The sequence below is a fragment of the Streptomyces katrae genome, from assembly GCF_000966975.1.
In the GTDB taxonomy this organism is placed as follows: Bacteria; Actinomycetota; Actinomycetes; order Streptomycetales; family Streptomycetaceae; genus Streptomyces; species Streptomyces katrae.
On sequence record NZ_JZWV01000240.1, the window covers coordinates 1 to 18,627 of the forward strand.

Here is an 18,627-nt window from a genome sequence, read left to right on the forward strand (position 1 = left end):
GACGACGCGGGCTTGACCGGCAAGATCCGAAAGAGACGACCTAGTCCCGGTTCAGGTCGGAGTACAGCAAGTGGTGGTCCGAGTAGGGGCTGGGACGGACGCGGTGCGTGCGCGGGGTGATGCCGCGCAGGAAGACGTAGTCGAACTTGCTGTTCCAGTCGGTGGTCACCGTGCAGACGTCGCCGGCGCCGGTGCCGGCCGTCGCGGGGCGGCAGCCGGGGTCCGTGTCCAGGGCCAGGGCCCACATCGGGCCGAGTTCGGGCGCGTACGGCACGGCGTTGAAGTCGCCGAGGACGATCGCCCGGTCGTGGCGGGCCTCCACCTGGCCCGCCCGCACCCCTCCCTGCCGGCGCTCGGCGAGGTGGGTGTTGAAGACGCGTACGGGCCGGCCGCCCACCAGTGTGGTGACGGCCAGGTAGCCGCGGTCCTCGGAGCCTCCGTCGGGGTATTCGACGTTCACCCGGTCCGACATCAGCGCCGCCGAGAGGATCGCCTGGCCGAAGCCGCCGGGCCGCCACGGCGGACCCCCGCAGCGGTTCCAGTTCCGCAGGACCGTCCCGTACTCGACCCGGTAGACCAGCCCGTAGACCTCCTCCAGGTACGTGCGGATCTGCTCGACGTCCCGTACGCACGCCTCCTGCAGGCCGATGACCTGCGGCGCGTACCTGGCGATCTCCTTCGCCCGGCCGAAGTCGTGCCCGATCCCGCCGCACGGATTGCAGAGGTTCCAGGTGGCGACCCGGTCCGGTACGACCTCCCCGGCGGCGCCGAACCGCAGCGGCCCGGCCGCCGGGGCGGCACCGCCCGGTGCGCTGGGGCCCAGGAGCAGCGCCATGCAGACCGCGGCCGTCACGCCCGCGGCCCACCGCGCGCCCCTGCTCAGCACCATCGCCTCCCCGGAGTGGACGCCCATCGTCACACGGCGTCCTCGACGCACGATCGAGGCGCTTCGCGGCCGTCCCGTCCCGACGGCGGGAGGGCGGCGCGCCGCGGCGAAGAGGTCCGGCCAACCCGCGCGAGGGGATGGGAACTTGAGTCACTCATCAGTAACATCCGACCGGCCAGTTGCACGCCGTCCGAGAAGCCACCCTCGAAAGGGTCTCCTGCATGCGCCGGACCTCCCGCTCCGCCCCCGTCGCCCTCGCCGTGGCGGCCCTGCTGCTCGGCGTCCTCCCCGCGCAGGCCCGAGCCGACTCCGGCCGTGCCCCCGACCGCGTCACGGTCGGGGGCCGGACCTTCATCGCCGACGGCCAGGGCCGCGCACTGCAGTGGCGCGGGTTCAACCTCGCCGACAAGCGCGGGCGGGGCGCCGACGCGTTCGCCGACATCCACGAGAGCGACCTCAGGGACATGGCCGCCCGAGGCTTCAACCTCGCGCGTCTGGCGTTCTTCTGGGACGACCTCGAACCCGCCCCCGGCCGCTACGACCGCGGTTACCTCGCCAAGATGCGTCGCATCCTCGACTGGGCCGACCGCTACCACGTCAAGGTCGTCCTCGACGCCCACCAGGACGTGTACGGCCCGCACTTCGGCTCCCGCGGCGTTCCCGACTGGGCGACCCGTGACGAGGGGCTGCCCTTCTCGCCGGTCCCCGACGACTGGTTCTCCGAGTACTTCGAGCCGTCCGTACAGACCGCCTTCGACCACCTGTACAAGGACGGCGACCTGCGCGCCGCGCACGCCCGGATGTGGGTGACGGTCGCTTCCGCCCTGGGCGGGCACCCCGCGCTGCTCGGCTACGACCTGATGAACGAGCCCTTCGCCAAGTTCCTGGAAGGCGAGGACCTCCCCGCGGCAGCGGCCCGCTTCGAGGCCGGCGAGCTCACCGAGATGTGGAACCGCCTCGCCCGGGCGGTCCGGCTGGTCGACCGGAAGTCGTGGGTGTTCGTCGAACCCACCGTCATCGTCGGGCTCGGGGTCCCCACCCGGCTGGGGCGCATCGACGACCCGCACGCCGGGTACGCGCCGCACTTCTACGAGACCGCGATGGAAACCGGCGCCGACTACGACCCCCACGGCCCCTTCATCCCCGCCTACGAGGCCGCGATCAGCGACTACCCGACCCGTAACCGGATGCCGGTGATCGTCGGCGAGTGGGGCGGCAACCCGTACGTCGCGCACGCGAGCCAGTTCGTCACCGACATGACGGCCTCCCTGGACCGCTTCTCCAGCGGCTGGACGTGGTGGCAGTGGTGCCGGGGCGGCGGCTACTGCTTCCTGGACCAGGCGGGCGCGGCGAAGCCCAGCGCCCGCCTGCTCGTCCAGCCCTATGCGCGGGCGGTCGCGGGCGACCCGCTCGGCTTCGCGTACGACCCCGCCGCCCGCACCTACACCCTCACCTTCCGCACCCGCGACAACGCCGGGGGACCCACCCAGATCACCGTGCCCGGGGACACCTACCCGAACGGCTACCGCGTCACGGTCCGGGGCGGCGACGCCAGGTGGGACGGCCACGGCCAGACCGTCACCGTGAACACCCGCGGAAGGGCCGGAACCACCTACGAGGTCACGATCGGCCCGCGATAGCCCGTACCGCTCGCCGAGCGCCGCGCAGAGCGCTCCGGGTCAGCTGACACCCGCTGTCGGGGGGCGTAGATCCCGTGACACGCCTGTGACGGTGAGTGTGGTCCAGGCCATGGTCCGGGGCGGGCGGCCCTGGTGGGGTGGTGTCATGATCAGAATCAATGCCCTCCTGCCGGTCCTCGCCGCACTCCTGGTGCTCACCGCGTGCGGGGCCCCGGCGGCCAAGACCCCCGTCACGAGCCCGGCGGTGGACGGCGTCCGGATCACCTCGGTGACCATTCCCTCGGCCCCGGCCGCCCCCGGCTCGGGCTCCGGGTCCGGGGTCCCCGCGGGCGACTCCGGCATCTCGGCGGCCTACGAGGTCACCAACAACGGGACCTCGGCGCTGGCGTACACGATCCTGTTCGACTTCACCACCGACGGGGGCCAGGTCATGGCCAACACACAGGAAACGGTGCGCTCCGTCGGCCCCGGCGCGACCGTGCGCGGCACGGTCCGGCTGGGGGCTCCCGGCCCCGGTTCGTCCGGCGTGACCCGTGTGAAGGTCTCCCGGGTGACCAAGGTGCCGGCCGCCGAGGCGCCGTCCGCATCGGGTGAGTGCCCGCCCTCCGGCATCCGCATCACCGCCGATGACGGCGACGCCGCCATGGGGTTGCGCGTGGTGGGTCTGCGTCTGGAGAACTGCGGGAAGCGCGACTACGCCCTCGACGGCTACCCGGTCCTGGAACTGCTGGACAAGGACCGCTCACCGGTCGAAGGGGTCCGGATCGTGCAGGGCAGCGGCGGCATCACCACGGGTACCGGATTCGACGAGCCGGCCCGCCCGCTGGTCCTGAAGCCGGGCGACAGTGCCCTTTCCGGGCTCATGTGGCGCAACACCACCGGATCCGGGGACGTCGTCGACGTCCCGTACGTCAGGGTGCGGGCCGTGCGGGGCGCCGATCCCGTGACCGTGACGCCCCACCTCGATCTCGGCACGACCGGCCTGCTGGCCGTCCGCGCCTGGACGCGCCCGTCCAGGTAGGGCCCCGGCCCGGACCGCCTGTCCGACCTCGGCCCCGGCACGGCCGCCACGCGCTGACGGCGGGCGGATCAGGCGGCGACGGCCCTGGCCCGGTCTGCGGCGATGTTCAGGGCGAGGCCTGCGAGGACCGTGCCCATGGCGTACCGCTGGATCCTCAGCCAGGCGGGGCGCCGGGCGAGGAAGGCGGCGATCGAGCCCGCGCTCATCGCTATGAGCCCGTTCCCGGTGACGGCGACCGCGATCTGCGTCAGGCCCAGCAGGAAGCTCTGCTCCGCGATGTGGCCGCGGTCGGGAACGACGAACTGCGGCAGCAGCGAGATGTACATGATGGCGATCTTCGGGTTGAGCAGGCAGGTCAGGAAGCCCATGGTGACGAGCTTGCGCGCGGAGTCCGCGGGCAGTTCCTGCGGCGAGAAGACGGCGGTGCCGCCCGGCCTGACGGCCTGCCAGGCGAGCCAGAGCAGGTAGGCGGCGCCGGCGAGTTTGATCGCCGTGTAGAGGACCGGCACGACGGTGAAGAGGGTGGCGATGCCGGCCGTCACGGCGCTGAGGTAGACGAGGAAGCCGAGGACGACCCCGGCCAGGGACATCAGCCCCGCCCGGCGCCCCTGCGTGATGGAGCGGGAGACCAGGTAGAGCATGTTCGGGCCCGGCGTGAGGACCATGCCGGTCGCCACGGCGGCGACCCCGAGCACGCCCGACAGGTCGACGGCTGAGATGAGTGCGTCCATGCGACGAGGCTATGGGCGATCTTGGGTCGGTGCAATAATGACTTTGCACTCGGTGCAATGAGGAGGAATGTTCCGATGGACGACTACCGTGGGATCGCCGACGAGATCGCGGCGTCCATCGCCGACGGGCGGTTGCGTCCGGGCGAACAGCTGCCGGCGCAGCGCGCCTTCGCCCGCCGGCACGGCATCGCCGGGTCCACGGCCGGCCGGGTCTACCGCGAACTGGTCCGGCGCGGGCTGGTGGTGGGCGAGGTCGGCCGCGGCACCTTCGTGCGGGCGGCCCGCGGCACCCCGGGCGTGGCGCTGGCCGAGCCCGCCGCCGCTCCCGTCGACCTGGAGCTCAACTACCCCGTCGTCCCGGAGCAGTCGGCCCTGCTCGCCACCGGGCTCTCGCCCATGCTGCGGGCGGACGCGCTGGACGCCGCGCTCCGGCCGGTCGGTGCGGCGGGAACGGCCTTCGCCCGGGAGTCCTTCGCCTCGCTCTCGTCCGGCGCCGGTGCGGGCGGCGATACCGGTGCCGGGGCGGCCTGGCGCGCGCGGGCCGACGACGTGCTCTTCGCCGCCAACGGCCGCCAGGCCGTCGCCGCCGCCCTGTCCGCGCTGGTGTCGCCCGGACAGCGCCTGGGGGTCGAGGCACTCACCTACCCCGTGGTCAAGGCGCTCGCACAACGTCTCGGCATCACCCTCGTACCGCTGCCGACCGACGAGCACGGCCTGCTCCCCGACGCCCTCCCGGCCGTCCACCGGGCCACCCCCCTCCACGCGCTGTACCTCCAGCCACGCCTGCACAGCCTGCTCGGCGTCACCCTCGCGCCCGAGCGCCGTCAAGCGCTGGCCGACGCGGTGGACCGGCTCGGACTCCCGCTCGTCGAGGACGCGATCTGGTCCTTCCTGCGGCCCGGAGCCGCTCCGCTGGCGGCACTCGCACCGGAGTGGACCGTCCTCGTCGACAGCCTGTCCAAGCGCGCCGCTCCCGGCCTGACGACCGGCTGGGCCCTGGTTCCCGCACGGCTGCGCGCCTCCGTGACGGCGGCACTGCGCTCCGGCGGCTGGACGCCGAGCGGCTTCGTACTACGTCTGGTGGGAACTCCCGCCGGCCTGGCGCGCGGAGACGTTCGTCGCGGCCGCCGCGCGCCAGGGCATCGCCGTCACGCCGGCCGCCGCGTTCGCCGTCGACGGCCGCACCAGCCCCTCCGCGGTCCGGGTCGGCCTCGCCTCACCGCCGCTCCCCGTCCTGGCCGGAGCCCTCGAAACCCTGGCCCGGACGGCCGCCGGCACGCCGGAGGACCTCCTCTGCTGATCCGGGACGGCCGGCCCCGCGCGCAGGGGCCGCCCGAGGAATCACTCCGCTGAGCCAGGCGCGCCGCCCGGGGCGCGGCCGGCCGGCGTAGCACCCTCGTGCTCCACGGCGCGGCCGACTTCCCCGGGAGACGACATGAGTGAGCAGCCGGTCCTTCTGCCCTATGCCGACCCCGCCTTCGTCGCGGATCCGCATCCGCTGTACCGGCAGCTGCGCGAGGAGGGCCCCGTGCGCCGTGTCGTCGCAGCGGGCGCTCTGGAGGCCTGGCTGGTCACGCGGTACGACGACGCGCTCGCCGCCCTGTCGGACGCCCGGCTGAGCAGTGACGTGCGCGACGCCTCCGACGCCCGGCTCCTGCGGCAGTTGCCCGAAGCGGAGCGGGAGTCGTTGCTGAGCAACATGCTGCGCAGCGACCCGCCCGACCACACCCGTCTGCGCCGGCTGGTGTCGCAGGCGTTCACCGCCCGTCGGGTGGCCGCGATGAGGCCGCGGATCCAGACCCTGACGGACCGGCTGCTGGACGCGCTCGCCCCGGCCGGGCGCGCCGACCTCGTCGCGGACTTCGCGCTGCCGCTCCCGGTGACGGTGATCAGTGAACTGCTCGGGGTACCGGTGGACGACCGTCACGACTTCCAGCACTGGACCGACCGCCTGATCAGGCGGGGCGTGCGGGCCCCGGACCCGGCCGTGGTGGACGAGGCGTGGCGGCACATGCGCGCGTACGTGACCGGGCTCATCCGCGAGAAGCGGGCGGAGCCCGGCGACGACCTGCTCAGCGGCCTCGTCACCGCACGGGACGAGGAACAGCGGCTGTCGGAGGACGAACTGGTCGCCATGGTGTTCCTGTTGCTGGCCGCCGGCTACATCACCACGGTGAACCTGATCGGCGGGGGCATCGCGGCGCTGCTCACCCATCCCGGGCAACTGGACCTGCTGCGCTCGGATCCCGCCCTGCTGCCGGGGGCGGTCGAGGAGTTCCTCCGCTACGACGGCCCGGTGAGCCCCGGCATCGCCCGGTTCGCACGGGAGGACGTCGAGATCGCGGGCGTACGCGTCCCGCGCGGAGCGACCGTGCTGATCGGGTCCGCAGTCGCCGACCGGGATCCGGCGCGCTTCCCCGACCCCGACCGCCTCGACATCACGCGCCGGGACAACGCCCATCTGGCGTTCGGCCACGGGATCCACTACTGCCTGGGTGCTCCGCTGGCCCGGCTGGAGGGGGAGATCGCCATCGGTACCGCCCTGCGGCGGCTGCCCGGACTGGCGCTGGCCGTACGGCCGGAGGAGATCGACTGGCGGCCCGGCGGGCTGCGCGGTCCCGAGAGCCTGCCGGTGACGTTCGTTCCCGGCGGCTGAGACGGGGTCCCCGTCAGGCGGCCCGGCAGAGCGCCGCCGGGTCGCCGAGGGTCTCGGGGCGGGCCACGGCCGCGGTGGCGGGGCGGGCGGTACGGGCGGTCGCCGGGGCCCCGTTCGAGCGGTGGCGTGCGAAGACGACGAGGCGCAGGACCGCGAACCGCGCGACGCCGGCGAAGGCGGAGGCGCTGAGGTAGACGGCCTGTTCGACGACCGCACCGGGCGTCTCGGCCAGGTGGTGCAGCAGGAGCATCGCGACGCAGGTGACGGCGTACGCGGCGGTGGCCGATCCGGCGGACTGCGCGTGCTGGCGCCAGGTCGCGCGGCCGCCCGCGCCGAAGGTGAAGCGGGCGTGCAGCTCGGTGGCCAGGAGCGTGGAGGCCACGGTGACGGCCGCGTTGGCCAGGACCCAGGGCGTCCAGGAGGCGAGGGCCGCGACGCCGAAGCTGGAGGCGAGTCCCACTCCGCCGCCACAGAGCACGAAGCGGGCGAACGAGGTGAAGGTGCCGGGCGCCTGCCGCGTCCGGTTCGGTGCCGCTGCCTCCATGACCCACCCCTTTGAACGCGACCGTCGTTTCTGACACGAGAAACGCTACGTTGCATTCAGAGAAGGGGCAACGGCGATATTGCATCTGCGCACTCAAGTTGCTGGTCGAAGGCCATAAATCGTTGCGCTCGATGGAAATTTAACGCAACAGACAGAGGGGTGACGTTGCAACGACCTGACCGTGAACGCTACACCTCCAGGGGCGGCGCCCCCGGCGCGGAACGGGGCCCGTGCCGGGGGCGGGTGGTTGGGGTCAGCGGGTGGTGTAGCCGCCGTTGACGAAGAAGGTCTGGCCGTTGGCCCACCAGCCGTCGGTGAGCAGGTGCCGCACCCAAGGCACGATGTCCTCGATCTTGGTGAGGTCTCCGTTCATCGCGGAGGACTTGTGGTACGCGATGGAGTCCTCGTCCTCGGCCGGGTAGAAGAAGGACGTGTCCATCGGACCCGGGGCGATGTTGTTGACGGAGATGTTGCGGCCGAAGAGTTCCTTCGACAGGGCGCGGGTGAAGTGCTCGACCGGGGCCTTGCTGCCGGCGTAGGAGGAGTACAGGCCGGTGTAGGCGGCGAGCAGGGAGGTCACGATGGTGATGATCTTGCCGCCGTCCTCCATCCTGCGTGCGGCCTCGCGCATCACGAAGAACGCGGCCTTGGAGTTGACGGCGAACATGCGGTCGTACTCCTCCTCCGTGATCTGGGTGAGGGGCTTCTTCAGCACCATGCCCGCGGTGTTGACGCTGATGTCGAGCTTCCCGAAGCGGCTGACGACCTCGTCGAAGACGCGCTCGACCTCGTCGACCCGGGTGAGGTCGGCCTGGAACGCGAAGGCCTCGCCGGGGCCGGCGTTGATCTGCGCGACGACGTCCTCGGCCTTGGCCTTGGAGGAGGCGCTGTTGTAGTGCACCGCGACCTTGGCGCCCTCGGCGCCGATGGTGGTGCTGATCAGACCGCCGAGGTTGCGGGAGGCGCCGCCGACGAAAGCGACCTTGCCGGACAGGGACTTGCTGGGGGTGTTCACCATGACGTTCTCCTTGAGGGAGCGCGGGGGCAGGGAGTGTCCCCGGGACGGGTGATACCGGTGCGCCCGTGTCCCCGCGGCGTGCACGGTGTCCGCGGGCGCGTTCTTGGACGATCCGCGCGGGCGGTTGGACGATCCGCGCATCGCCGGTGCGGGGCGGCGACGACTCCGCGGTCACCGTCTGCCCGCGCACCTGTGCGTACAGTGGCATCGCTCGTGACGGCAGTGGGGGACGGGGAGAATCGTGGGCGTGGCCGGTTCAGGTCCGCCGATGATCTGACGGCTCGTCGTCACTTCAGGTGCCGTGCGAAGAACCTGGCCGCGTCCTCGCCCGCGAACTGCGGGACGCCGGTGTGCCCGCCCATGTTGGCGTAGAGGGACTTCTCCTCGGAGCCGAAGGCGTCGAACAGGTCGAGGGCGGCCCGCCATTCCGGTACGGCCCGGTCGACGAGGGGCAGGACGAGGGCGTCGACGATCGCGTCGGTGACCGGCTCCCCGGCCCGCACGGCCCGGCGCAGGTCGGCCCGGGCCTGCTCGATCTCCGGCCGGCTGGGCCGGTCGCCGCTTCCGGGGAGTTCGATGGTGGCCGCGGCGAAGCCGTCCGCCACGGCGCGGCGGGCCCGGGCCACCAGCCGGGGGTACATCGTGCGGAGTCCGAGCGGGGGGTGGCCGAGCAGGATCAGCGGCACCGCCGCGGAAGCCGGTGCGGAGGCGGGCGTCCACAGGAGGCCGGGGATGCCTCCGAGGGTGAATCCGCGCTCGAGGACGTCGCCGTCGAGGCGCTGTTCGGAAGTGAAGTGCACGGTCGTGCCTTTCGGGAGTGCGTCTGAACGGCGCTCCCGGACGACCTATCGCCCGGCCGTGACCCCGGAGGGGAGCACCCATGTCGATACTGCGTTCACGGGTACCACCTCCTCTTCCTCCTGCACGGCTGCCGGAAAGGTAGCAGCGGCTGTGGAGCTCCGCCAAGCGGTTTCCCGCGCGCGCCGCCTTGCCGTCGGGACGGACAACGGGCTCACGGTTCCCCGGCCGTGCCGTCCCCGGGGGACAGGGACGCCGCCCTCCTCCGCCGGAACACCACCACCGCGCACAGCGCGAGGAGGAGGACGGCCACGGCGGACACCCCGAGGGCCGTCCGCCCGGCGAAGAGCCCGCCCAGCAGTTCGAGCACGCCGAGTCCCGCCGTCGCGTAGATCAGCGCCCAGGCGGCTCCGCCCACGAACAGGGCGGGGAGGTAGCGGGGCAGCGGCATGCGCATGCTGCCCGCCAGGAAGTTGACGGCCGTCTGGAGGCCGACGGTCAGGAAGGAGACGGCCACCACGGGCGCGCCCCATCGCTGGATGGCCCGCTCGGCGCGCTGGAACTTCGCCGAGGAGATCCGGCCGGCGAACCTGCTGCGCCGGGCACCGGCGCCGGCGAGCCAGCCGACGGCGAACGTCCCTCCGGCGCGGAGCAGGACGATGGCGTACAGGGTTGCGGCCGTGAGCACGATCCTATCCACGGGGCCTCTCGCCCTCCCTCACACCGTGCCTCACCCGCACCCTGCCCCTGCCCGTTCCGTCATCGATAAGCAAGGTAAGCCTAACCGAATACGCATGCGGGGGTACAGGCCGCCGCCGGCCGAGGGGGTCCCGGTGGGCGGTCACGGCCTACGCCCGGACGGGAAGCGCGGCGAGCCCGCGGACGAGGCGGGTGCGCCGCCACTGCAACTGCCCGGGCGGTACGGCGAGGCGGATCCCGGGGAAGCGGGTCAGCACCGCGCGCAGGGCGATCTCCAGCTCGGCCATGGCCAGGGGGGCGCCGACGCAGCGGTGGATGCCGTGGCCGAACGCGAGGTGGGCCGCCGCGTCACGGTCGGGGTCGAGGCGGTCGGGATCCGGGAAGCGGGACGGGTCCCGGTTGGCCGCCCCCAACGCGACCAGGACCGGAGCGCCGGCCGGGATCCGGGTGCCGCCGAGCGTGAGGGCCTGCGTGGTGAAGCGGAAGGTGGCCGTGCTCACCGCCGAGTCGAAGCGCAGCAGTTCGTCCAGCAGGGCGGGGACCGCGTCCGGATCCTGCCGCAGGCGCGCCGGCACGGCCGGGTGCCGGAGCAGCGCCAGCAGGGCGTTGCCGAGGGCGTTGGCGGTGGTCTCGTGTCCGGCGACGAGCAGCAGCACGGCCAGGGAGACGAGTTCCTCCTCGCTCAGGCGGTCCGCTCCGTCCCGGGCTGCGACGAGCCGGTCCAGGAGCGAGCTGCCGGGGGCCGAACGCCTGGCGGCGACGAGGTCCGTCATATAGCCGGCCAGCGCGTGCGAGGCCGCGTCGACGACGTCGGGCTCCGCGGCCGCGAACAGCTCCGCGGACCAGCGCCGGACCTCGGACCGGTCGGCCTGCGGCACTCCGAGCAGTTCGCAGATCACGATGACCGGCAGCGGCACCGCCAGACCGGCCATGAAGTCGAACGGTTCACCGGCGGGCCACCGGTCCAGCAGCTCGTCGGTGACGCGGGAGATGAAGGGACGCAGTTCCCTGACGGCCCCGGTCGTGAACGCCCCCGTCACCAGCCTGCGCAGCCGGGTGTGGCGGGGCGGGTCGCTGGCCAGCATGGTGCGGGCCACCGCCGGGTGCAGGCGGCGCCGTGACCCCTTGCCGGCGAAGAAGGCGCCCGTGTCCTTCGAGAGCCGGGGGTCGGTGAGGGCCTCCCGGGCCTCCGCGTAGCCGGTGACCAGGTAGTCGACCCGCCCTCCGGCACCGGCGGGCACCGGCTGCACCGGGCACGCGGACCGCATGGCCGCGTACGCCGCGTACGCCGCGTAGGAATCGTCCGTCACGGTCCGTCCTCCCCCGGCGACGAGCGGACCGGAACGGTCCGCCCGAACTGTAGCCGTACCCGGTCACGTTTCATGCGGGCGTTCAGCTGTCCCCGAGTGCGAGCTTGATGCCGAAGCCGACGAGTACCGTGCCGGTGATCGCGTCGATCGCCCGCCGTACCGAGCCGCGGTCCAGCCACCGGCGGGCGAGCTGGGTGCCGAATATCAGCGCGCTGAACCAGACCAGGCCCTCCAGGTCGTGGACGGCCGCCAGGACGGCCCCCATCAGCAGGTGCGGGGCGCCGCTGGGGATGAACTGGGGCAGCATCGCCATGTAGAAGACGCCGTTCTTCGGGTTCAGCAGGCTGGTGCCGAGCCCGCGCGCCCAGGACCGTACCCACGTCTCCTCCGCGGCCTCGGCCCCCGCGCCCTCCGCCGGGTCCGCCGACGCGGGCCGGCGGCGCTCCTTGAGGGTGCGGCGGAGCATGCCGATACCCAGCCAGGCCAGGTACACGGCCCCCGCCACGCGCAGCGCGTCGTACAGCAGGCGGGATGCCGTGAGCACCGCGGAGGCCCCGACCGCGGCGGCCATGCCCCACACGAGGACGCCGCAGAGGATCCCGAGCGCCGTCGCGAAGGCCCGGCGTCTGCCCAGGGTGATGGCGGAACGCAGCACCAGGGCGGTGTCCAGGCCCGGCATGATCGTCAGCATGCCCGCCACGACGGCGAAGGAGAGGAGCGCGGAGGAAATGGTCATGCGGTCATCCTGGAGCCGCAGCCGCGATCACGTCCAACACGTACTGCTTCACTGCGCATCAGCAGGTCTGATGCCCGGCCTCCCGGACGTCCGGCAGGGCGCTCCGCGACGCGGAACCCCGGCGCCGGCGAGATCGTTTGGACAAGCGAGTGTTCAGCCCATCGCACGAAGGGATCGATGCCGTGACGTTCCGTACCACCGAGGCGGATGCCCCGTCGACGCTCGACCGCCGCAACGGACCGCATGGCGAGGTCGTACTGCGCCGCCGTGATGACATATACGAAATCATCGTCAATGGCTGTTTCCTGATGGACACCTCCGACGGACGTTCCGAGCGCCTCCTCCTCGATGCGGCCCTCCGGCGGACGACGGCCGCGGAGCCCGCCGTCCTGATCGGCGGACTCGGCGTGGGGTTCTCGCTGGCCCATGCCAGTGGGCAGCCGCGCTGGTCGCGGATCGTCGTCGTCGAACGCGAGGACGCCATCATCGACTGGCACCGCGCCGGTCCCCTGGGCGCGTTCACCGCCGACGCCCTGTCCGATCCGCGGGTGAGCATCCTGCACGCCGACCTCAACGACCACCTGCGCACGTCGGGCGAGCGGTACGACGCCCTCTGCCTCGACATCGACAACGGCCCCGACTGGACCGTCACCGAGGACAACGGCAGCCTCTACTCCCCGAGCGGCCTCGCCGCCTGCCGTGCGCGTCTGGCCCCGGGCGGGGTCCTGGCCATCTGGTCCGCCCGGCCCTCCCCCGCCTTCGAGGGGGCCCTCGCCCGGGCCGGGTTCGAGGACGTGCACAGCGAGGAGGTCCCGGTCGCGCGCGGCGTCCCGGACGTCGTGCACCTCGCCCGCAACCCGTCCTGAGACCGCGTCGGCCCCGGCGGGCCCGGGGAGGGGTCAGCCGGTGGTGGGGCGGGGCCAGGTGACGCGGGTGGCGCACAGGGTGACCAGGAGGGCCGAGCCGGCGACGGCCCCCATGCCCCAGACGAGGCCGCCCGCGCTCGCGATGAAGCCGATCAGGGCCGGTCCGGCCAGCAGGCCGGTGGTTCCCATCGCGGCGACCAGGGCGAGGGCGTCGGGGCCCTTGTGTGCCGCGGCCACGTAGACGCACGGGGTCACGGCGGCCGCCCCGAGGCCGACGCAGGCGAAGCCGATCAGGGTGGGCACGATCCCGCCCGCCGGCAGCGCGAGGGCCAGCCCGGTGCCGGCCAGGGCGCTCCCGGCCCGGACGACGCGGCCGTCGCCCCAGCGGCTGCGCAGGCCGTCCGCGAAGAGGCGGGCGGTCACCATCGTCACGGACACGACGGCGATGCCCAGCGGTGCGATCTGCTCGGAGGCTCCGGCCACCGTGTCCAGGTAGAGGGCCGACCAGTCGTTCATGGCTCCCTCGGTCACGGTCGCGAAGGCCATCGCCGCTCCCATCCACAGGGCGGCAGCCGTCACCACGGCCCGGGACCTGCGAGGCTCCTCCCCGCCGTGGTGGGACGCGTCCGGCAGCAGCCGGGGGCCGGCCCAGGCCAGCAACAGCAGGAGCAGGACGCAGGCCAGGGCGAAGTGGGACGGCAGGTCCGGGGTGAGGGCGGTGACGCCCGAGGCGAGGAGGGCCGCGCCGAGGGATCCGGCGCTGAACGCCGCGTGCAGGCGTGCCATGGCGGTGCGGCCGTGGGCCACCTCCAGGGCGGCTCCCTGCGCGTTCATGGCGACGTTCAGACAGCCCACCGCGACCCCGTCGCAGCAGATGACCGCCAGCGCGGCCGGGTAGTTCGGAGCCAGCGCCAGGGCGGGCAGGAGCAGCGCCAGGACCGCGGCCGAGAGGAGGACGAGGCGCCGGGAGCCGAGCCTGCGCATCAGGGCGGTCACCAGCGGGAAGGAGGCCGCCGCGCTCGCACCGCAGGCCATGAGCAGCAGGCCGAGCCGCGCCTCGGACAGGCCGAGCCGCTCCGTGAGGGCGGGAACCCTGGACGCCCAGGTGGCGTACTGGAATCCGAGGAGGGCGAACACCACCGCGATGCCGAGCTGGGCACGGTGGAAGGGGATCGGGTCGGACGTGGCTCTCGTGCGGGGCTGTTCACTGCGCACCGTGGGGGTGGCCCTTCCGGATCGGCTTGGACATGTAGACGGCGTCGCCGCCGTAGTGCGGTGGTGGAGTGACCCCGGTCCGGGGGCGGTATCCGTGGGCGGCCCAGAAGGTGTCCATGCCGGAGACGGCGACCAGGGAGATCCACCGGTATCCCGCCGCCCGCGCCGTGGCCGACAGGTGGTGCAGCAGGGTCCTGCCGTACCCCCTGCCGCGGAGGTCCTCGGCGACGACGATGTCGTGCAGGTGCAGGTTGTCCGAGCGGTGGACGGTGCGCTGCGGCCGCAGGAGGTCCGGGCAGCGGTCCGGCGGGTAGGGGAAGGCCAGGAGGTAGCCGGCCAGGCGGTGTTCGTGGTGGAGGGTGAAGCAGGTGGACGGCGAGGCCCCGCCCCTCGATTCCAGGGCGGTCCTGCCCTCCGAGAGCCCCCGGGGGCCGTACTCGGCGGCCTCCAGGGCGGCCACGGCGTCCCAGTCGGCGGTGGAGACGCCCCGGATCCGGATCCGGATCCCGGTCCCGGTGCCCGTGCCCGTGTCGGTGTCGGCGTCGGTGTCGGCGGTCATGGCCGGCCCTTCCCGTGGAGCGGTGTGGTCCGGGCGGCGTGCACCAGGGGCTCCCACGCGTCGATGAGGTGCGCGAAGTCCTCCATGTCCGCGCGCGCCTCGGCGAGCAGCCGCGGGCCCTGGCGGTGCAGGCTTTCGGCCGTCCGCGCGTAGGCGCCGCCCAGGGTGCGGTAGGAGCGGGTGAGGGTGTCCAGCCGGTGGACGTTCTCCTCGTCGTCGAGGGCGGTGCTCTCCCGGACGAGCCCGGACACCGCCTCCGCCCGGAGCCGGTGGAGGCCGTCCAGGAGCGCGCCGCCCTCCTGCGCCATGCGTTCGTGGAGGAACCGGAAGGGGAGCATGGACAGCAGGAACTTGGCGTACCGGGTCTGGTAGGCGGTGAAGCCCGCGCCGGTCTTGCGTTCGTCGGTGTGGAAGTTGACGATGTGCCGGTTGTGCAGGACGCCGGGCAGCCCGGCGTGGTAGAGCAGGTGGAAGAGGAAGTAGTCGCTCCCGATGGTGTCGGTGGCCGGGGGCAGCGGGATCCGCTCGTGGACCTCGTGGTGAAAGGCGATGTTGCACATGTCGACCCGCATGGGGTCGACGGGACCGAGCACCGTGCGGTCGTGGGTGAACGGCTCGGTGCCGGCGCCCTTGAACGACTCGTCCACCAGCCGCTCGCGTTCCTGTTCGGACCAGGCGGCGGGCGCCCACAGGCCGATGACCTCTCGGTGGACGTCGGGGGCCCGCTGCTGGAGGTCGGTGAGGTCGACGGACGGTACGCCCACGAAGGAGCCCCCGACCATGGCCACCGTCCTGTCGGTGTGCTCCGCGGCGAGCAGGACCTCGGTGACGGAGCCGGCGGCGTCGGCCGCCTTCCGCCCCAGGAAGGCCAGTTCCTGGCCGATGGGGAAGACGGGTTCGCCGTTCTGCTCCTGGTAGCGGCTGTCGGAGTCGCGGCGGTGCACCGAACGGCAGCCGAGGGCGGCGGCGATCAGGAAGGCACGATTGGTGCAGGCACCGTACGAGACGGCGGGCGGCAGCATGAGGGCGAGCATCCGCTCGGGCCCGGCGAGGCCGGCCCGGTCGATGGCCGCGCGCAGGAAGGCCCGTTGTCCGGCTTCGTCCAGGTGGTGGGCCACGACGCCCGGGGCGAGCCCGGCCGTGTGGACGGCCCGGGCATGCCGGGTGAAGGCGGGCCGGTCGGCGGAGTCGAGGACCAGGAGGTGGACCTCGACCCCGAAGTGGTGTGCCGCGTGGGCGGCCTCGCGGCCGACGGCCTCGATCGTGTCGGCGCAGGCCCGGTTCGTGGGGAGGGTCAGGCAGATCTTGTCCATGTCGTCTCTCCTGTTCACCGCGCCGCGGCCGGTGCGGGGCCCCAGGGATCGAGCCCCAGCAGTCTGCGGCCGAGGCCGTTCAGGGTGGCCCTGCCGTAGCGCAGGGATTCGTGCCGGGTGGCGTCGCCGACCAGGGTTGCGTTCCAGTCGGGGGTGGCGAGCCGGCGCCAGGAGTCGACCCGGGAGGTGCGCAGCCGGGTGTGTTCCTCCAGCGCGGGCATCATGGAGAGGTACTGGACGGCCCTGACACGGTCGGCGGAGGTGTTGGGGGCGACGCCGTGGGCCAGGTGCCCGTTGAAGATGAGCAGATCGCCGGCGGCGAGTTCGGGCCGGATCACGGGGAACTCGGCGCGGTCGATCGCGGGCCTGACGGGATCCCGGCCGGCCGGCTGGGCCGCCTGCCACTGGTCGAACCGCCGGAACAGCTCCGGCGCGCACTGGAAGCCGCCGGTCTCCGGGTGCGTGTCGTCGAGCGCGATGATTCCCTGGACCCGCTGGGGCGGCACGCCGAGCGTGGTGTCCACGTCCCAGTGGAGGTCGATGTCGAAGCCCCGGTCGGTCGGTTCGATGAGGGCGCGGTCGCGGTTGCCGACGTTGGGCGGGTTGAGGTTGAGGCGGTCGAGGGTCACCCACAGCTCCTCGCAGTCCCAGACGTCGACGAAGGCCTCGTAGACGCGCCGGGTCTGGCGGCTGTCCCAGATGAGCTGGTGGTGGTAGGCCTCGACGAAGCCGTAGACGTAGAGGTGGCGGTCCAGTTCTGAGCGGAACTCCCGCTCTGCGTACCATCCGTCCGGCCGGGCGGGGTCCAGGCCCTGGAACTCCCAGGCGAAGTCCAGGAGGCGCCGGGCGGCGGTGCGGGATATGGCGTTCCTGACGATCACGTAGCCGTAGGTCTGCCACGCGGCGAAGTCCTGCTCGGACAGCACGCGTAAGGGGCGGGTCTTGCGCAGGTCCCGCAGCCGGACCGGCGAGAGGTAGGTCTCGCCGTCCGCGCTGAAGTAGGGGCGGTCCGAGACGGCGCGGTACAGGTGGCCGGGGCGTCCGGGAGGGACGGGGTGTTCGAGGGTGTCGGGGGTCGTCATGTCTCGCTCCGGGCTTCGCACCGGGGCGGGCGGACGGGCCGCTCCCCCGGTGTCCTCGTGTCGTGGTCGGTGGCTTCTCGCGGGTCCGGCTCAGACGGCGCCGAGCAGCACCTCGGCCGCGGCGATGCCGCAGACGCGCGTGGCGCCGTGCGTGTTCAGGTGCACGGCGGCGGGTGCGGTGTCCGAGGGGACGCCCATCTCCACGACCACCGCGTCGGGGCGGCGGCGCACCAGGCCGTCGAGGGCCCGCTCCATCCAGGAGTGGCGGGCCGCGTCGCGCACCACGACGACCAGGGCGCGTCCCTCGGCGGGGGCCAGCGCCGCCCGGTCGAGGGCGTCGGCGTGCGCCAGGTCCGATTCCCCGAGCCGGACGGAGGTGGTGTCCGGGCGCAGGGCGCGCAGCGGGTCGGCCATGCCCCAGGGGGTGCCGCCGTCGATGGCGAGGTGGGTCGTGGGCGCCAGCTCCACCACGTGGGGGGCGCCCGCCAGCGGCAGGGCGGTGCGGGCGTCCGGCCGGCGGTGGACCCGTACCGCGCGGCGGGCTGCCGCCAGGCCGGTGTCGCCGTCGCCGTCGCCCTGTGACGCCTCCTGCGGCAGGTTCCGCGACCAGCGGGCGAACTCGGTGACGCGGCCGGAGGCTTCGGCCAGTCGCTCCTCCGGCAGGTCGCCGTCCTGCACGGCGCGCGCCAGTGCTTCGGCGAGTGCGGCGGTGGTGGCCTCTTCCGCGTTCTCGCCGCCGACGCACACGGCGTCCGCGCCGGCGGCCACGGCCTTGACCGTCGCGCCGGTGATTCCGTAGAGGTCGGACACGGCGCCCATCTCGATGGCGTCGGTGACGACGAGGCCGGTGAAGCCGAGTTCGCCGCGCAGGAGGCCGCCCACGATCCGGGGGCTGAGCGTGGCCGGCAGTGTGTCGTCGTACGCGGGAATGAGCATGTGGGCGGTCATCACGCTGCGCACGCCCGCCTCGACGGCCGCCCGGAACGGCGGCAGGGCGACGCGGGCGATCGTCTCGGCGTCGGCGTCGAGGCGCGGCAGTCCGTGGTGGGAGTCGACGGTGGTGTCGCCGTGGCCGGGGAAGTGTTTGGCGCAGGCGGCGACGCCGGCGGACTGCAGGCCCTGGATCCAGGCGGCGGTGTGGCGGGCGACGGTGGCGGTGTGCGCGCCGAAGGAGCGGACCCCGATCACCGGGTTGAGGGGGTTGGAGTTGACGTCGGCGCTCGGCGCGTAGTTCAGGGAGATGCCGGCGGTGCGCAGGTCCCGTCCGAGTCCGTGGGCGACCTGGAAGGTCAGCTCGGGGTCGTCGACGGTGCCCAGGGCGAGGTTGCCGGGGCGGGAGGAGCCGGTGTGCCGCTCCAGGCGGGTGACGTCGCCGGCCTCCTCGTCGACGGCGATGACGAGGTCGGGGTTCTCGGCGCGCAGCGAAGCGGTGAGCGCGGCGACCTGTTCCGGGGTCTGGATGTTGCGTCCGAACAGGACGACGGAGGAGAGGCCGTCGGCGATCCTCCGGAGCACCCAGTCGGGGGCTGTGGCTGTCTCTTATACACATCTCT

General features: G+C 73.2%; 16 protein-coding genes and 2 pseudogenes. 5 read left to right on the forward strand and 13 right to left on the reverse strand.

Going from position 1 to position 18,627, the window contains the following annotated elements; genetic code table 11:
* Window positions 1–40: 40 nt before the first annotated feature.
* Entirely contained in the window at window positions 41–889 is an 849-nt protein-coding gene (locus tag VR44_RS10670) for an endonuclease/exonuclease/phosphatase family protein (RefSeq protein WP_045947198.1), read from the reverse strand.
* Window positions 890–1,107: 218 nt separating this feature from the next.
* On the opposite strand from VR44_RS10670, the gene VR44_RS10675 reads away from it, so the two are divergent.
* Together VR44_RS10675 and VR44_RS10680 are read left to right on the forward strand one after the other, a co-directional pair.
* Window positions 1,108–2,526: a cellulase family glycosylhydrolase gene (locus VR44_RS10675; RefSeq protein ID WP_045947187.1), complete on the forward strand. Its 1,419-nt coding sequence runs from the start codon at window positions 1,108–1,110 to the stop codon at window positions 2,524–2,526.
* 145 nt (window positions 2,527–2,671) lie between these two features.
* The gene (locus VR44_RS10680; RefSeq protein ID WP_045947188.1) at window positions 2,672–3,547 is read left to right on the forward strand and encodes a DUF4232 domain-containing protein; all 876 of its coding nucleotides are present in this window, start codon (window positions 2,672–2,674) and stop codon (window positions 3,545–3,547) included.
* A 68-nt stretch (window positions 3,548–3,615) separates the two neighbouring features.
* On the opposite strand, the gene VR44_RS10685 is transcribed toward VR44_RS10680, so the two are convergent.
* Window positions 3,616–4,278 (reverse strand): LysE family translocator, encoded by a 663-nt coding sequence (locus tag VR44_RS10685; RefSeq protein ID WP_045947189.1) that lies wholly within the window; start codon window positions 4,276–4,278, stop codon window positions 3,616–3,618.
* Between the two features lie 75 nt (window positions 4,279–4,353).
* On the opposite strand from VR44_RS10685, the pseudogene VR44_RS10690 reads away from it, so the two are divergent.
* Together VR44_RS10690 and VR44_RS10695 are read left to right on the forward strand one after the other, a co-directional pair.
* A pseudogene (locus tag VR44_RS10690) lies at window positions 4,354–5,578 on the forward strand (aminotransferase-like domain-containing protein).
* 135 nt (window positions 5,579–5,713) lie between these two features.
* Window positions 5,714–6,934 carry a cytochrome P450 family protein gene (locus VR44_RS10695; RefSeq protein WP_045947190.1) on the forward strand — a complete coding sequence of 407 codons (1,221 nt, stop codon included), beginning with the start codon at window positions 5,714–5,716 and terminating at the stop codon, window positions 6,932–6,934.
* A 13-nt stretch (window positions 6,935–6,947) separates the two neighbouring features.
* Here the strand turns inward: VR44_RS10695 and VR44_RS10700 are convergent, their stop codons facing one another.
* From VR44_RS10700 to VR44_RS10725, 6 genes are all read right to left on the reverse strand, one after another.
* Window positions 6,948–7,478 (reverse strand): GtrA domain-containing protein, encoded by a 531-nt coding sequence (locus tag VR44_RS10700; protein WP_045947191.1) that lies wholly within the window; start codon window positions 7,476–7,478, stop codon window positions 6,948–6,950.
* Between the two features lie 253 nt (window positions 7,479–7,731).
* Window positions 7,732–8,496 (reverse strand): SDR family oxidoreductase, encoded by a 765-nt coding sequence (locus VR44_RS10705; RefSeq protein ID WP_045947199.1) that lies wholly within the window; start codon window positions 8,494–8,496, stop codon window positions 7,732–7,734.
* Window positions 8,497–8,783: 287 nt separating this feature from the next.
* A complete protein-coding gene (locus VR44_RS10710) occupies window positions 8,784–9,296 on the reverse strand; it encodes a hypothetical protein (protein WP_045947192.1) in 513 nt (170 codons plus the stop codon).
* A 212-nt stretch (window positions 9,297–9,508) separates the two neighbouring features.
* On the reverse strand, window positions 9,509–9,994 hold the full coding sequence (locus VR44_RS10715; protein WP_045947193.1) for a DedA family protein: 486 nt from the start codon (window positions 9,992–9,994) through the stop codon (window positions 9,509–9,511).
* 148 nt (window positions 9,995–10,142) lie between these two features.
* Window positions 10,143–11,261: a cytochrome P450 family protein gene (locus VR44_RS10720; protein ID WP_045947200.1), complete on the reverse strand. Its 1,119-nt coding sequence runs from the start codon at window positions 11,259–11,261 to the stop codon at window positions 10,143–10,145.
* A gap of 124 nt (window positions 11,262–11,385) precedes the next feature.
* Entirely contained in the window at window positions 11,386–12,039 is a 654-nt protein-coding gene (locus VR44_RS10725) for a LysE family translocator (protein WP_045947194.1), read from the reverse strand.
* Window positions 12,040–12,221: 182 nt separating this feature from the next.
* On the opposite strand from VR44_RS10725, the gene VR44_RS10730 reads away from it, so the two are divergent.
* Window positions 12,222–12,905: a spermidine synthase family protein gene (locus VR44_RS10730; RefSeq protein ID WP_094191547.1), complete on the forward strand. Its 684-nt coding sequence runs from the start codon at window positions 12,222–12,224 to the stop codon at window positions 12,903–12,905.
* A 33-nt stretch (window positions 12,906–12,938) separates the two neighbouring features.
* On the opposite strand, the gene VR44_RS10735 is transcribed toward VR44_RS10730, so the two are convergent.
* The 5 genes and pseudogenes from VR44_RS10735 to VR44_RS10755 all read right to left on the reverse strand — a co-directional run.
* Entirely contained in the window at window positions 12,939–14,120 is a 1,182-nt protein-coding gene (locus VR44_RS10735; RefSeq protein ID WP_045947195.1) for an MFS transporter, read from the reverse strand.
* On the reverse strand, window positions 14,110–14,679 hold the full coding sequence (locus VR44_RS10740; protein WP_052713543.1) for a GNAT family N-acetyltransferase: 570 nt from the start codon (window positions 14,677–14,679) through the stop codon (window positions 14,110–14,112). The genes VR44_RS10735 and VR44_RS10740 overlap by 11 nt, the downstream gene beginning before the upstream one ends.
* A complete protein-coding gene (locus tag VR44_RS10745; RefSeq protein ID WP_045947196.1) occupies window positions 14,676–15,992 on the reverse strand; it encodes a DUF6271 family protein in 1,317 nt (438 codons plus the stop codon). Before VR44_RS10745 ends, VR44_RS10740 begins: the two co-directional genes overlap by 4 nt.
* Window positions 15,993–16,006: 14 nt before the next feature.
* Entirely contained in the window at window positions 16,007–17,074 is a 1,068-nt protein-coding gene (locus VR44_RS10750) for a phytanoyl-CoA dioxygenase family protein (protein ID WP_045947197.1), read from the reverse strand.
* A 90-nt stretch (window positions 17,075–17,164) separates the two neighbouring features.
* Window positions 17,165–18,604 (reverse strand): annotated as a pseudogene (locus VR44_RS10755) (glycoside hydrolase family 3 protein); the annotation flags it as partial.
* Window positions 18,605–18,627 lie beyond the last annotated feature (23 nt).

Coding starts and splice junctions, on each gene's coding strand:
- VR44_RS10670 (WP_045947198.1), bottom strand. CDS start 889: ATGGTGCTGAGCAGGGGCGCGCGGTGGGCCGCGGGCGTGACGGCCGCG.
- VR44_RS10675 (WP_045947187.1), top strand. CDS start 1,108: ATGCGCCGGACCTCCCGCTCCGCCCCCGTCGCCCTCGCCGTGGCGGCC.
- VR44_RS10680 (WP_045947188.1), top strand. CDS start 2,672: ATGATCAGAATCAATGCCCTCCTGCCGGTCCTCGCCGCACTCCTGGTG.
- VR44_RS10685 (WP_045947189.1), bottom strand. CDS start 4,278: ATGGACGCACTCATCTCAGCCGTCGACCTGTCGGGCGTGCTCGGGGTC.
- VR44_RS10695 (WP_045947190.1), top strand. CDS start 5,714: ATGAGTGAGCAGCCGGTCCTTCTGCCCTATGCCGACCCCGCCTTCGTC.
- VR44_RS10700 (WP_045947191.1), bottom strand. CDS start 7,478: ATGGAGGCAGCGGCACCGAACCGGACGCGGCAGGCGCCCGGCACCTTC.
- VR44_RS10705 (WP_045947199.1), bottom strand. CDS start 8,496: ATGGTGAACACCCCCAGCAAGTCCCTGTCCGGCAAGGTCGCTTTCGTC.
- VR44_RS10720 (WP_045947200.1), bottom strand. CDS start 11,261: ATGCGGTCCGCGTGCCCGGTGCAGCCGGTGCCCGCCGGTGCCGGAGGG.
- VR44_RS10725 (WP_045947194.1), bottom strand. CDS start 12,039: ATGACCATTTCCTCCGCGCTCCTCTCCTTCGCCGTCGTGGCGGGCATG.
- VR44_RS10740 (WP_052713543.1), bottom strand. CDS start 14,679: ATGACCGCCGACACCGACGCCGACACCGACACGGGCACGGGCACCGGG.
- VR44_RS10745 (WP_045947196.1), bottom strand. CDS start 15,992: ATGGACAAGATCTGCCTGACCCTCCCCACGAACCGGGCCTGCGCCGAC.
- VR44_RS10750 (WP_045947197.1), bottom strand. CDS start 17,074: ATGACGACCCCCGACACCCTCGAACACCCCGTCCCTCCCGGACGCCCC.